The sequence below is a fragment of the Oceanobacillus arenosus genome (assembly GCF_003369575.1).
GTDB lineage: Bacteria > Bacillota > Bacilli > Bacillales > Amphibacillaceae > Oceanobacillus > Oceanobacillus arenosus.
On sequence record NZ_PIOC01000033.1, the window covers coordinates 177,077 to 191,234 of the forward strand.

Sequence of the window (14,158 nt, forward strand, 5' to 3'; positions counted from 1 at the left end):
TCATAGACAATTGACACTCCGAGTGGAAAGGGCACCACTCTGCGGTCCCTTGTCTCTGCCCTCCGTCGCTGGTCAAGCCCGCTATACTTTTCTCTGTCTATTATCGCGTGGGCTAGCGACTATGGTCATAGACAATTGACACTCCGAGTGGGAAGTTCGCCGCTCTGCGGTCCCTTGCCTATGCCCTCCGTCGGTGGTCAAGCCCGCTATACTTTTCTAACGTATATTCCTCTCTTTTTTTGTCGATGATGGTAGTGGAATATATTGGAGGTGGGTTAAGTGCGTAAGGGAACGTTGAAGCAAATATTATTATTGACGGACGGGTGTTCGAATAGAGGAGAGGATCCTTCTGTAACGGCGGCACTTGCATATCAACAGGGTATTACGGTGAATGTCATTGGTATATTGGATGATGATCAGACGGAGGATTCTGTAGAATTAAAGGAAATCGAGGAGATTGCCCTTTCAGGCGGTGGTGTGAGTCAGATCGTTTATAGCGAGTCATTATCACAGACAGTGCAAATGGTAACAAAGCAAGCGATGACGCAAACCCTGCAAGGATTTGTAAATAAGGAATTGAAGCAAATACTTGGTTCAAACCACACCCTTGAAGATTTAGACCCAGAGAAGCGTGGAGAAATTATGGAGGTTGTAGAGGATTTGGGGGAGATGAGCGATTTGGAAGTGCTTGTATTAGTGGATACGAGTGCAAGTATGCACAATAAGCTGCAAACCGTGAAAGAGTCCCTAATTGACCTTTCGATTAGTTTAAATTCAAGGATTGGCAGAAATCGTTTTGCTATTTATAGCTTTCCTGGCAAACGCAAGGATATTCAGAAGGTATTCGATTGGTCACCACAGTTGGACGCAATTTCGACGGTCTTTCCGAAATTAACGAGTGGTGGGATAACACCTACAGGACCGGCAATAAGGGAAGCGATGTACCAGTTTGGTAAGAAGAGCTTACTAAGGAGCTTTAGAGATGAAGACAAATCGGGCTTGGAAGAAACAGGATATTGATCTACAACCAGGACAAACGATAAGTGGAAAATGGCATCATAAAAGCTATATTATCAAAGGAAGGCTTGGTGCAGGTGCCATTGGTACGGTTTACTTATGCACGGTAAATGGCAAGCATGCTGCATTGAAAATTAGTGATAAGGGTACATCCATGACGGTGGAGGTCAATGTATTAAAATCGTTACAAAAGGTCCAAGGAAATCGTCTTGGACCTTATTTATTGGATGTTGATGATTGGGTATCACCACAAGGCAACACATACTCCTTTTATGTAATGGAGTATTTAAAGGGTGAGGAAATGACTCGTTTCATTCAAAAAAACGGGAGTGCGTGGGTCGGTGTATTCATGCTGCAATTATTAGACGACCTGGAGCGGTTCCATCAATCGGGTTGGGTGTTTGGTGATTTAAAATTAGATAATCTGATCGTGGTTCATTCGCCAACAAAGGTGCGCTTTATCGATGTTGGCGGGACGACTCAGATTGGTAGAGCAATTAAAGAGTATACAGAGTTCTACGACCGTGGCTATTGGGGGATGGGGACAAGAAGGGCAGAACCCAGGTATGATTTATTCGCATTTGTAATGGTTTTTATCAATGTTTTTTATCCGAAGCGATTTGATAGAGGGGCACAATCTGAAAGAATACTGTTTAAAAAAATTGATGATGTAAAGGCATTGATTCCCTATCGCCAAGTGCTTAAAAATGCACTCGTCGGCAAATACCAAACGAGTGCTGAGATGAAGCAGGAGATAACGAATGTATTGTATAGTACGCAACAACGGAGATCGCGAAAGAAAAATGCAAAGAAGGATACACATGCCCCATTTTTAATGGAAGCTGGTGGGGTGACAATTGTAGCAATCGGATATTACCTTGTTTCCATACTCATATAGGAAGATGGATAAAATCAGGTGAACAATCCATGCAAATGAAGACTCACACACGCGTATTGGTGTTTCAATTTATCGTTTAGCCTTTACAAGCGACTTGTTAGTATTTTTCTTATATAATAGTTATGATAACCTAAAGATTATGTGTTAATTCAATTTGGAGATGGCAGCAATGGAACAAGCAGTTCTTTCATTTATAAAAAAACATCAGTTATTAACCGAAAACGCGACTGTATTAGTTGGGGCTTCCGGTGGCCCAGACTCTATGGCGTTATTATACTTTTTTCGTTCCATTCGGGAAAAGTGGAACTTGCAGTTGGTGGCGGTTTCGATTGATCACCAACTAAGAGGGGAGCAGTCACGTGAAGACCTTGAATATGTTCAAGCAATCTGTGAGGAATGGGATATCCCATTTATCGGTGCTACTGTAGATGTGCCAGCATATATGAAGCAGCATCAGGTTGGCACGGAGTTAGCTGCGCGCGAGTTAAGATATCAGGTTTTTTCCGAAAAGATGCAACAGGTCGATGCGACTTATTTAGCGTTAGGGCATCACGGGGATGATCAAGTGGAGACAATGCTTATGCGATTAACAAGATCAGCTAATGCTAGTATGCTTAATGGCATTCCCGTAAAACGCGAATTTGCCAAGGGCATGATTATTCGTCCCTTTCTTTGCATTACAAAAGCAGATATCGAAGGTTTTTGTAAAGAAAATCAAATTATCCCAAGAATTGACCCAACTAACTTTGATCCAACATATACGAGGAATTTTTTCCGAAAGCATCTCCTCCCGCAGATAAAGGAGAAAAATAATAATGTACATATTACCATTCAACATTTGAGTGAGACGTTAAGAGAAGACGAAGCGCTTCTACAGGAAGAAGCTCGGAAAATGATGAAAGACGTGGTAGAACTTGATATAATAAATCAAATGGCAAGTTTTGAAATTGATTCATTTCGAATGCATCACCACGCTTTACAAAGGCGTTGCTTTCATCTAATATTAAGCTATCTATACAAAGAATTACCAAAGGATTTATCTTATGTGCATGACGAATACTTTTTTACGTTATTCAATCATAATAAAGGAAATACTCGTATTGACTTCCCTTCCAATCTTAAGTTGGAAAAGTCGTATGATAGGGTGACATTTTACTTTGCGGACAGTAATTCCCATGATCCTTCCTACGATGAAACATTGATGATACCTGGGGAAGTTGAATTGTCAGACGGATCGACGGTTCATGCGGACTTTGCTGATAAGGTGGATACATCTGATCCCTTTCTCTATATATGTAATATTGATCAGGTCGCAGGACCATTACATATTCGAACAAGAAGAGACGGAGACAGGATGAGCTGGAAAGGATTAAATGGAAGTAAGAAGCTGAAGGATATCTTCATTGATAGTAAAATTCCAATTACAGAACGGGACGGCTGGCCAATCTTAGTGGATAATAATGATGAAGTTTTATGGGTAATTGGTCTAAAAAAGGGACAGCCTAAATCGAAAGCGGTAAATGGAAAATGGGTTCAGGTATATTATAAAAAAGGGAATGTGTAGGAGGATTTACGAATGGCTTTAGATAATATGAAAAATGAAATAGATCATATTTTAATTACAGAAGAGGAAATTACGAGTAAATGTAAGGAACTTGGAAAACAGTTAACAGAAGAATACGATGGGAAATTTCCATTAGCGATTGGAATTCTAAAAGGTGCACTCCCTTTCATGTCAGATATACTCCGTTATACAGATTGTCATTTGGAGATGGACTTCATGGATGTATCTAGTTATGGTGGTGGAATGACATCTTCAGGTGAAGTTAAGATTATCAAGGACCTTAATACGAAAGTCGAAGGCCGTGATTTACTAATCATTGAGGATATTATCGATAGTGGCTTAACGCTTAGTTACCTTGTTGATCTCTTTAAATATCGTAAAGCAAAGTCAATAAAAATCGTAACATTACTAGATAAACCAACTGGAAGAACTGCGAATATTAAAGCGGATTTAGTTGGTTTTGAAGTTCCAGATGAATTCGTTGTAGGATATGGATTGGATTATGATGAGAAATATCGTAACCTGCCATTTATCGGTGTATTGAAACCTGAAGTTTATGGTGGCTAATAATAACCAAAACAATGGCTCGATAATGGTGATTTTCCCTTATTTTAGGAAATGTTTTAATTAAGTGAAATTAGTTGTATTTCAACTTTTTGTTATGGTACGATGTAGTATAGTTTTTCCCCACTTGGGAGGAGGTAGGAAATGAGTAAAATATTTAGTAGAGTATTCTTTTGGGTGCTCATTTTCTTTGTCATTTTTAGTGTCTTTACAGTGTTTAATGGACAAGGTGAAGAAAGTGAAGAATTGAATGTACAAGAGTTTATGGAGTCTTTAAATAACGGTGAAATTAAGGAAATGACGTATCAGCCTGCAAATGGGATTATTCGTTACGCAGGGGTGCTAACGGATGGTGATAAGAAGTTTGTTGCACAAGTACCTGATAATACGGACATTATTGCAGACATTACAAAAACTGCACGCGAACAAAGTGTATTGACCGTATTGGAAGCAGAAAGACCGAGCGCATGGCTGACTTTTTTAACAGGTATAGTACCTTTTCTTTTAATTGGACTATTTTTCTTATTTATTCTTAGTCAAGCTCAAGGTGGCGGCGGCGGTGGCCGTGTCATGAACTTTGGTAAAAGTAAAGCTAAAATGTATACAGATGATAAGAAGAAAGTTCGTTTTACAGACGTTGCGGGAGCAGATGAAGAGAAGCAGGAGCTTGTGGAGGTTGTTGACTTCCTTAAAGATCCTCGTAAATTCTCAGCTGTTGGTGCACGTATTCCGAAAGGGGTGCTCCTTGTAGGGCCTCCAGGAACAGGTAAAACCTTACTTGCTCGTGCGGTAGCTGGTGAAGCGGGTGTACCATTCTTCTCAATCAGTGGTTCAGACTTCGTCGAAATGTTTGTCGGGGTCGGTGCTTCACGTGTACGTGATTTATTTGAAAACGCGAAGAAGAATGCACCATGTATTATCTTTATCGATGAAATTGATGCAGTAGGTCGTCAGCGTGGCGCAGGACTGGGTGGCGGTCACGATGAACGTGAACAAACGCTAAACCAATTGCTCGTTGAAATGGATGGATTTGGTGCAAACGAAGGAATTATCATCATCGCGGCAACAAACCGCGCGGATATTCTTGACCCCGCATTACTGCGTCCAGGTCGTTTTGATAGACAAATTACTGTTGACCGTCCAGATGTGAATGGTCGTGAAGCGGTACTTAAAGTCCATGCTAGAAATAAACCATTAGATAGTACAGTTGATTTAAAAGTAATCGCGATGCGCACGCCAGGATTCTCTGGTGCGGACCTCGAGAACTTGCTAAATGAATCAGCACTAGTTGCGGCAAGAGATAATCGCAAATCGATCGGCATGCTGGATATCGATGAAGCAACCGACCGTGTGATTGCTGGGGTTGCGAAGAAGAGTCGTGTCATATCGAAAAAAGAACGAAATATTGTTGCCTACCATGAAAGTGGTCATACGGTAATTGGAATGGTTTTAGATGACGCTGATATGGTGCATAAGGTTACGATTGTACCACGTGGTCAAGCTGGTGGATATGCAGTAATGCTTCCGAGAGAAGACCGTTACTTCATGACAAAACCGGAATTATTCGATAAGATCACAGGCTTATTGGGTGGACGTGTAGCGGAGGAAATTACTTTTGGTGAAGTAAGTACAGGTGCTTCTAATGACTTCCAACGTGCAACGAACATTGCGAATAAGATGATTACAGAATATGGTATGAGTGATAAGATTGGTCCATTGCAATTTACATCTGGCGGTGGTGGAAATGTATTCTTAGGTCGTGATATACAAAACGAACCAACATACAGTGATTCCATAGCACATGATATTGATACAGAAATGCAAAACTTTATCAATTATTGCTATGATCGTGCGAAGACGATTCTTACTGAGAACCAAGATAAACTAGAGCTTATCGCTCAAACTCTACTTGACGTTGAAACATTGGATGCGAAACAAATTCGCTCACTATGGGATGAAGGAAAACTTCCTGACCCAGTGGCAGGTGAAGATGTAAAAGTTAACATCCAATCTAAAGATGAATCCATTGGAAAGTCATTTGAAGAAGTGAAAAAGGAAGTTAAGAATGACGAATCATCTGGTAAGAAATATATCGATGATCCAATTATGAATGATAATCAATCCGCTTCTAATATAGATGAAGAACGGAAATAATAGCAGAGCAGTCACTTAAATCGGTGGCTGCTGTTTTTTTAGGCTATTTTCTCCCGCATTAACTGGAAGTAAGCCGACCCTGGAGGATGTTCCGCTTTATATAAGATGGTTGCTTTACTAGCAATTCCCGAGCAGTAGGACAAGCTACCTGCTATCAAGCGCAACAGATGATGAAAAAGGGGCATGTTAATGGTCGGGATTTTCGACCGCGGTTGCTTCCGCTTTTGTTCCAAAACTATTATATGGTATATTAAAAAATAGTGATGCATACACATTTCGTTTCTAGCTAGAAAGGTATGGTGAGACATGTTATTTGTTCTCGATGTAGGAAATACGAATACGGTTTTAGGCGTTTTTGAGAAAGACCAATTGAAACATGAATGGCGGATAAAAACCGATCGATATAAGACAGAGGATGAGTTTGGAATATTAATCAAATCGCTCTTTGATCATCGAGGTATTGGTTTTTCCGACATTCATGGGGTCGTCATTTCGTCTGTTGTGCCACAAATCATGTTTGCTTTGGAGAAAATGAGCCATGATTACTTTAATATAGACCCTTACGTGATAGGGAAGGAAGATTTTACATCCTACTTGAAAATGAACTATCCGAATCCAAAGGAAATTGGTGCGGACAGAGTAGTGAATGCGGTAGGGGCGATTGAAGAATATGGCGCTCCACTAGTTATCATCGACTTTGGAACAGCAACGACCTATTGCTATATCAATGGGCAAGAAGAATATTGTGGAGGTATTATTACCCCGGGAATAAACATTTCTATGGATGCACTATATAATAAAGCAGCGAAGTTAAGTAAAATTGAAATCGAAGAGCCGGACAACGTTGTTGGAAAATCAACGACAGAAGCAATGAAATCAGGTGCATATTACGGCTCTGCTGCAATGGTGGACGGAATCGTCAATCGAATCAAGAATGAGATGAAAGATTCACCAAAAGTAATTGCAACAGGTGGCCAGTCTATCCTTGTCTCGGAGGAGTCCGAAACAATTGACAAAGTGGATAAGCATTTAACATTAAAAGGATTGTATGTAATTTATCAGAAACTTAAGGGGATGACATCATGAGTGATTATATAATAAAAGCAATAACACATAACAAAAAGGTCCGTGCGTATGCGGCTACATCAACGAATACAGTTGAGGAAGCAAGAAGACGTCAAGATACATGGGCAACAGCATCTGCAGCACTTGGTAGAACCCTTACCATTACTGGAATGATGGGTGCAATGATGAAGGGTGAAGATTCTACGATGATTAAAGTTGAGGGCAATGGACCACTTGGCGTAATCGTCGCAGACGGAAATGCAAAAGGACATGTACGTGGATATGTTGCGAACCCACATACGGATTTTGAATTAAATGAAAAGGGTAAGCTCGATGTTTCCCGTGCGGTTGGTAAAGAGGGAAGTCTAAGTGTTATTAAAGATTTAGGATTAAAGGAATTTTTCACTGGAGAAGTTCCGATTGTTTCAGGTGAGATTGGTGAGGATTTCACCTATTATTTCGCAACCTCTGAACAAGTTCCATCAGCAGTTGGCGCGGGTGTGTTGGTAAACCCTGACCATACGATTCTTGCAGCGGGAGGATTCATTGTTCAATTACTTCCAGGCGCAGACGATGAAATTATTTCTCGTTTAGAAGAACAAATTAGTGCTCTACCACCAATCTCTACATTGATAAGGGAAGGAAATACACCAGAACAAATTCTCGATCGTCTATTCGGCGAGGGAGAAGTAAAAATACTGGAAAAGCTGCCATTAGAATTTCGCTGCAAATGCTCCAAGGAAAGAATTGCAAATGCGATTATTGGATTAGGAAACGAAGAGATTGAGAGTATGATTAAAGAAGATCATGGTGCAGATGCAAGCTGTCATTTCTGTAATGAAACCTACCATTTCACGGAGGAAGAACTTGAAGCACTGAAACAGTAGTGAAGGAAGGCGTATTTGTATGTCGAAAAAATTGCTATTAGGTATTATTATCGTCCTCCTCATCACCAATATTGCTACATTGCTGTTTTGGAACCAAAATGAGAAGTTTGTCGTTGACGATAACAGTGGAAAAAAAGTAGAAAAGAGGGGCTCTGTCGCTAAGATTGACGGCGAAGAGATTACGTATGAGCAGTGGATCAGTGCGCTTACCAATGATTTTGGTGAAAATCAATTAAAGAAAATGATTGACCAATCTGTTGTTGAACAATTGGCAAAGGAAAATAAAATTGTTGTTGATGAAAAAGTAATTGAGCGTGAGCTGGCATTTCTAACCTCGATGCAAGGTGTCCTAACTGCGGAGGAACTTGCGGCGAATGAAGAAGATTGGGTACGCGCTATTACCTATCGCTACCAGTTGGAACAATTGTTGACGAAGGATATCGATATTCCCGAAGAATCGATACAGGCCCATTATGATGAATATAAGAATCAATACAATTTCTACTCTTCCATGCAAATTTCCCATATAATCGTGGAGGATTTGGCTACAGCAGAAAAGGTAAAGAAGGAATTGGATCAAGGTGCAGCCTTTCCGTTATTAGCACAGGAATATTCCATTGATGAGGAAACGAAGGATGCTGGAGGATATATTGGCTTCCTTACAACATCGAGTCAGTTTTTTCCTGCTGGCTATGAAGAAGTAGCACAGGAGATGGAGGAAGAAACATATAGTGAGCCATTTCAAGTGGATACCGGAGTAGCGATCATTTACCTGCATCGTAATCTTCCGAGCATTACGTTTACTTATGATGAAATTAAGCCATATGTTAAAAGTGAGCTGGCATTACAGCAATCACAACAATCACTATCAGCCAACCCCTTATGGGAAGAACTAGAGATTGAATGGTTATACGAAGATTAAAATAAAATGGAGCATGATAGGTATATAGGAGCGAATAGACTATATACCTATCATGCTTTTTCTTTAAGCTTGACAATTGTTTGAAAAGATTATAAATTAACCATATATAAATACTAGGATTTGGAGGGGATTGTATGAGAGTTTCAGATTCAATTATTGGATTAATAGGTGAAACACCAATTGTCAAACTGAATAATCTTACAGATGAAAATAGTGCAGATGTTTATGCGAAATTAGAGTACTTTAACCCTGGCAGCTCTGTGAAGGACCGTATTGCAATGGCCATGGTAGAGGCGGCAGAAAAAGAAGGCGTGTTAAAAGCTGGTGATACGATCATTGAGCCAACAAGTGGCAACACTGGGATTGGTCTAGCGATGGTAGCTGCAGCAAAAGGCTATAAAGCGGTTCTCGTCATGCCGGATACAATGAGTAAAGAACGCCGTAATCTTCTTCGCGCATATGGTGCTGAACTTGTACTAACTCCAGGTGCAGACGGAATGAAGGGTGCGATTGCAAAAGCAGAAGCATTGAAAAATGAAAATGGCTACTTTATGCCACAACAATTTGAAAACCAGGCAAATGTAGAAGTACATGCTCGTACGACTGGTAAAGAAATAGTGGAACAAATGAAGGATGGCTTGGATGCTTTCGTTTCAGGTATTGGAACGGGTGGAACAATCACAGGTGCAGGTCAAGTGCTAAAAGAGCATTTTGAAGGAATCAAGCTTTATGCAGTGGAGCCAGCAGCTTCACCAGTGCTATCAGGTGGATCTCCTAGCCCGCATAAGATTCAAGGAATTGGTGCAGGCTTTGTACCGAAGATTTTAGATACAACGATTTACGAAGAGGTTATTAAGGTCGAAAATGAGGAAGCATTTGAAACTTCACGGAAATTAGCAACAACAAATGGTATTCTAGGAGGAATTTCCTCTGGTGCAGCAGTTGCTGCAGCTATAAAGGTTGCGAAGGAATTAGGGAAAGGGAAGAAGGTCTTAGCGATTCTTCCAGATAATGGAGAACGTTACTTATCAACAGCTTTATATCAATTTGATGAGGATAACGAGTAATAAGAGAAAGGATTAGCGATGATGGTGCTAATCCTTTTTTTATTCCCTATCTGTGGTACGATAGAAAAGGATATTAACGGAAGAAGGTTGGATAGAGTCATGTTTTTAAAAACAGGGAATCATACACTCGATTTAACAAAACGCACCCATATTATGGGTATTCTAAATGTTACTCCCGATTCTTTCTCTGATGGAGGGAGCTATACAACGATAGAAAAGGCAGTAGCGCAAGCAGAATTAATGGTGCAGCAAGGTGCCGACATCATTGATATTGGTGGCGAATCGACACGACCGGGACACATGCCTGTATCTGCTGAGGAAGAAGTTGCGCGTGTTGTGCCAATCATTGAAGCAGTGAAACAAAAGGTCAATGTTCCGATTTCCGTTGACACGTTTAAAGCAGAAACAGCAAGACATGCCGTCGAAGCGGGGGCCGATATTATTAATGATGTTTGGGGTGCGAAAATGGAGCCAGCAATTGCAGAGGTTGCGGCGACATATAATGTGCCAATTATTTTAATGCATAATCGTATGAATGAAAATTACAATTCGTTGATCGACGATATGAAAGCCGATTTACAAGAGAGCATTGATATTGCAATCCGTGCCGGCGTATCCAAGGAGAATATTATTCTAGATCCAGGTGTTGGGTTTGCAAAATCAGCTGAAGATAACTTAATTGTAATGAATAACCTCGAGCGATTTGTTGCGATGGGTTATCCATTTTTATTAGCGACATCACGTAAACGATTTATCGGACATGTATTGGACCTGCCACCACAGGAAAGAGATAATGGGACAGGGGCGACGACATGTTTAGGAATTGTTAAAGGAGCGCATATTGTTCGTGTTCATAATGTAAAGGTGAATAAAGAATTAGCAGTGATGATGGATGCAATGCTTGGAAAAGGTGGTGCACATATTGGATAAAATCTTACTAAATAACATGCAATTCTATGGATTTCACGGATTGATGCCAGAGGAAAATCGACTAGGGCAACGATTTAATGTTGATGTAGAACTTCTCGTGGACTTAAAAAAGGCAGGACAATCGGATAATATGAATGACTCGATTCACTATGGTGAGGTATATGATCAGGTCAAGCGTATTGTTGAAGGTAGCGCACTGAATTTAATCGAGGCGGTAGCAGAGCGCATCGCTGACCAGCTATTATCTTCTTTTACGCAATTAACCGCGTGCACGGTGCGGGTAGTAAAACCTAACCCACCAATCGTCGGACATTATGAATCCGTAGCGGTAGAAATATATCGGGAGAAAGCCATATGAACAAAGCATACTTAGCGTTAGGAACCAATATTGAACCAAGGCATGCCTACCTTGAAGATGCATTACGTATATTGGGGGAGCATCAAGCAATTGCGATTCAGAAAAAGTCATCAATCTATGAAACGGCACCAGTAGGATACACAAATCAAGCGGATTTTTTAAATATGGTAATTGAGGTAGATACGGCCCTCATTTCTATGAAGTTACTGGAGTACTGTCAGCAAGTGGAATTAGAATTGGGGCGGAAAAGAGATATTCGCTTTGGACCGCGAACAATAGACCTTGACATTTTGACCTATAATCAAGAAAATAGTACAATAGAAAGATTGATTATTCCCCATCCCCGTATGCATGAGCGTGCGTTCGTGCTCATCCCATTACAGGAAATTGCGGCAGATTTCATTATCCCGGTCTGGAATAAGCGCCCACAGGAATTGATTGAAGGGTTATCTGATGCAGATGTGAAGGATGTACGGAAATGGAAGAAATAAGTATAATTAGACAAATTTTATATACTTATACCTATATTAATGATTGGAGTGATGAATAGTGTCAGAGGAATTAAATGAGCAAATGCTCGTACGGCGTGACAAGTTAAATGTATATAGAGAAAAAGGGATTGATCCATTTGGTGGGAAGTTTAACAGAACCCATCTGGCTAATGATATCATTGAGACATATGATTCACTATCTAAGGAAGAATTAGAGGAAAAGGCTGAAAAGGCTACTATCGCTGGCAGAATTATGACCAAACGTGGAAAAGGGAAAGCTGGATTTGCGCATGTTCAAGATTTAAGTGGTCAAATCCAAATCTATGTAAGGAAAGATGAAATCGGTGACGATGCTTATGAAGTTTTCAATACAATCGATTTAGGAGATATTGTCGGTGTTACAGGTGCGATATTCCGTACAAATACTGGAGAACTATCTATTAAAGCGGAGAAGTTCGAACTTTTAACGAAATCACTTCGTCCATTACCAGAGAAATATCATGGATTGAAGGATGTTGAACAACGCTATCGCCAACGCTATTTAGATCTGATTACCAATGCAGATAGTCAAAAGACATTTATTCTTCGCAGTAAGATCATCCAATCGATTCGTGAATATCTAAATGGACATGGTTATTTAGAAGTGGAAACACCAATGCTACATAGCATTCCAGGTGGTGCAGCTGCACGTCCATTTATTACCCATCACAATGCGCTAGATATTGAACTATATATGCGTATTGCGATTGAATTACATTTAAAACGATTGGTTGTAGGTGGACTTGAAAAAGTTTATGAAATCGGTCGAGTTTTCCGTAATGAAGGGGTGTCAACAAGACATAACCCTGAGTTTACGATGATTGAGTTATATGAGGCATATGCCGATTTCAATGACATTATGGAATTAACGGAGAATCTCGTTGCCTATATAGCGAAGGAAGTATTAGGTTCTACGAAAATTATTTACGGGGAATATGAAATTGACCTTGAACCAAAATGGACAAGACTGCATATGGTTGATGCTGTTAAAGAACAAACAGGAGTAGACTTCTGGCAACAGATGAGTGATGAAGATGCACGTAAATTAGCAAAAGACCATGGTATTGAAATAAAAGACACGATGTCCTTTGGTCATGTCGTAAATGAATTCTTTGAACAAAAGGTAGAAGAAACGTTAATTCAGCCGACATTCATTTATGGTCACCCAGTTGATATCTCACCACTTGCAAAGAAAAATCCAGAAGATGAGCGCTTTACTGACCGTTTCGAGCTATTTATTGTAGGGCGTGAACACGCGAATGCATTTAGTGAGTTAAATGATCCGATTGACCAACGCGCACGTTTTGAAGCACAAGTACAGGAGAGAGAAGCAGGAAATGACGAAGCCCACTTAATGGATGAAGATTTCCTAGAAGCGTTAGAGTATGGTATGCCACCAACGGGCGGACTTGGAATCGGCATTGATCGTCTCGTCATGCTATTAACAAACTCACCATCAATTCGTGATGTACTCCTATTCCCACAAATGCGGAATAAATAATATTATAACTAGCGAAAGGCTCTAAAACGGAGATTCAATTAATTTAATCCCGTTTTAGAGTTTTTTTAGTAAGTGAGAAATGTATTATGGGAAGAAAAAAGGTTTTATAAATAGAAAATGGGGTATTCTATGTATTACTTAGTTGTTTATCATCAATCAAAGTAGTAGAAGAGAATAGTACGAGGGCATTGGAAGTGGTCATTATTAGTGCGATTATATAGAGAGGATATGTGCATGATATCTAGCATAAATAGGCAGGAACCCCTTATATGACAAGGTTTGTTTCACGTTGTCAATTATCAAAATAAATCGAATATGAACTTTCGGTGATTTACTTTAAATTTCCTCTTGCATTTCAAAAACAAACATGGTAAATTTATAAACGTTGCTTCACAGGAAGGCGACAAGCTCACAACAGAAGATAAATTCTTCGTAAAAGATATTTTACAAAATAGTTGACTTCGACTGTGAGATATGTTATATTAATAAAGTCGCTGATTTACGAAGCGTCAACAACATTTGCTCTTTGAAAACTGAACAAAACAACCAGTATGTCAACGAAAAGAAACGTGTTTTCTTTTCAACAAAACAAGAAGGTAACACTTCTTAATGCTAAGACATTATATGGAATTGATTGGTGTCAATTTCATTTCAAACACTTTATTGGAGAGTTTGATCTTGGCTCAGGACGAACGCTGGCG

The 14,158-nt window shown here is 39.9% G+C and carries 13 protein-coding genes; all 13 read left to right on the top strand.

The genetic code is table 11. From position 1 onward, the window contains the following. Positions 1-279: 279 nt before the first annotated feature. The 13 genes from CWR48_RS20115 to lysS all read left to right on the top strand — a co-directional run bounded on the left by CWR48_RS20115 (position 280) and on the right by lysS (position 13,457). Positions 280-1,020, top strand: a complete 741-nt coding sequence (locus tag CWR48_RS20115) for a VWA domain-containing protein (protein ID WP_115775070.1) — start codon at positions 280-282, stop codon at positions 1,018-1,020. After that, positions 983-1,915, top strand: coding sequence for a protein kinase domain-containing protein (locus tag CWR48_RS20120; protein WP_115775071.1), 933 nt, complete (start codon positions 983-985; stop codon positions 1,913-1,915). Before CWR48_RS20115 ends, CWR48_RS20120 begins: the two co-directional genes overlap by 38 nt. Positions 1,916-2,084: 169 nt before the next feature. Then, a complete protein-coding gene (gene tilS / locus CWR48_RS20125; RefSeq protein ID WP_115775072.1) occupies positions 2,085-3,479 on the top strand; it encodes a tRNA lysidine(34) synthetase TilS in 1,395 nt (464 codons plus the stop codon). A gap of 27 nt (positions 3,480-3,506) precedes the next feature. After that, positions 3,507-4,046, top strand: coding sequence for a hypoxanthine phosphoribosyltransferase (hpt, locus tag CWR48_RS20130; RefSeq protein ID WP_115775088.1), 540 nt, complete (start codon positions 3,507-3,509; stop codon positions 4,044-4,046). 141 nt (positions 4,047-4,187) lie between these two features. Beyond that, on the top strand, positions 4,188-6,197 hold the full coding sequence (gene ftsH, locus CWR48_RS20135) for an ATP-dependent zinc metalloprotease FtsH (RefSeq protein WP_115775073.1): 2,010 nt from the start codon (positions 4,188-4,190) through the stop codon (positions 6,195-6,197). Positions 6,198-6,503: 306 nt separating this feature from the next. Further along, complete coding sequence (locus tag CWR48_RS20140) at positions 6,504-7,283, top strand: type III pantothenate kinase (RefSeq protein ID WP_115775074.1); 780 nt, start codon at positions 6,504-6,506, stop codon at positions 7,281-7,283. Continuing rightward, positions 7,280-8,149: an Hsp33 family molecular chaperone HslO gene (gene hslO / locus CWR48_RS20145; RefSeq protein WP_115775075.1), complete on the top strand. Its 870-nt coding sequence runs from the start codon at positions 7,280-7,282 to the stop codon at positions 8,147-8,149. Before CWR48_RS20140 ends, hslO begins: the two co-directional genes overlap by 4 nt. 19 nt (positions 8,150-8,168) lie before the next feature. Then, the gene (locus CWR48_RS20150; RefSeq protein ID WP_115775076.1) at positions 8,169-9,071 is read left to right on the top strand and encodes a peptidylprolyl isomerase; all 903 of its coding nucleotides are present in this window, start codon (positions 8,169-8,171) and stop codon (positions 9,069-9,071) included. Between the two features lie 134 nt (positions 9,072-9,205). Next, the gene (gene cysK / locus CWR48_RS20155) at positions 9,206-10,138 is read left to right on the top strand and encodes a cysteine synthase A (RefSeq protein WP_115775077.1); all 933 of its coding nucleotides are present in this window, start codon (positions 9,206-9,208) and stop codon (positions 10,136-10,138) included. 99 nt (positions 10,139-10,237) lie between these two features. Then, the gene (gene folP, locus CWR48_RS20160; RefSeq protein ID WP_115775089.1) at positions 10,238-11,068 is read left to right on the top strand and encodes a dihydropteroate synthase; all 831 of its coding nucleotides are present in this window, start codon (positions 10,238-10,240) and stop codon (positions 11,066-11,068) included. Next, positions 11,061-11,426 (top strand): dihydroneopterin aldolase, encoded by a 366-nt coding sequence (gene folB / locus CWR48_RS20165; protein WP_211316788.1) that lies wholly within the window; start codon positions 11,061-11,063, stop codon positions 11,424-11,426. The genes folP and folB overlap by 8 nt, the downstream gene beginning before the upstream one ends. Continuing rightward, positions 11,423-11,917, top strand: a complete 495-nt coding sequence (gene folK, locus CWR48_RS20170) for a 2-amino-4-hydroxy-6-hydroxymethyldihydropteridine diphosphokinase (protein ID WP_115775079.1) — start codon at positions 11,423-11,425, stop codon at positions 11,915-11,917. The genes folB and folK overlap by 4 nt, the downstream gene beginning before the upstream one ends. A 58-nt stretch (positions 11,918-11,975) precedes the next feature. Continuing rightward, positions 11,976-13,457 (top strand): lysine--tRNA ligase, encoded by a 1,482-nt coding sequence (gene lysS, locus CWR48_RS20175; protein WP_115775080.1) that lies wholly within the window; start codon positions 11,976-11,978, stop codon positions 13,455-13,457. Positions 13,458-14,158: the final 701 nt, after the last annotated feature.

Excerpts from the sequence above, each read along its gene's own strand:
- folP (WP_115775089.1), top strand. The coding sequence starts at position 10,238 with ATGTTTTTAAAAACAGGGAATCATACACTCGATTTAACAAAACGCACC.
- folK (WP_115775079.1), top strand. The coding sequence starts at position 11,423 with ATGAACAAAGCATACTTAGCGTTAGGAACCAATATTGAACCAAGGCAT.
- CWR48_RS20140 (WP_115775074.1), top strand. The coding sequence starts at position 6,504 with ATGTTATTTGTTCTCGATGTAGGAAATACGAATACGGTTTTAGGCGTT.
- CWR48_RS20150 (WP_115775076.1), top strand. The coding sequence starts at position 8,169 with ATGTCGAAAAAATTGCTATTAGGTATTATTATCGTCCTCCTCATCACC.
- tilS (WP_115775072.1), top strand. The coding sequence starts at position 2,085 with ATGGAACAAGCAGTTCTTTCATTTATAAAAAAACATCAGTTATTAACC.
- cysK (WP_115775077.1), top strand. The coding sequence starts at position 9,206 with ATGAGAGTTTCAGATTCAATTATTGGATTAATAGGTGAAACACCAATT.
- hpt (WP_115775088.1), top strand. The coding sequence starts at position 3,507 with ATGAAAAATGAAATAGATCATATTTTAATTACAGAAGAGGAAATTACG.
- CWR48_RS20120 (WP_115775071.1), top strand. The coding sequence starts at position 983 with ATGAAGACAAATCGGGCTTGGAAGAAACAGGATATTGATCTACAACCA.
- ftsH (WP_115775073.1), top strand. The coding sequence starts at position 4,188 with ATGAGTAAAATATTTAGTAGAGTATTCTTTTGGGTGCTCATTTTCTTT.
- hslO (WP_115775075.1), top strand. The coding sequence starts at position 7,280 with ATGAGTGATTATATAATAAAAGCAATAACACATAACAAAAAGGTCCGT.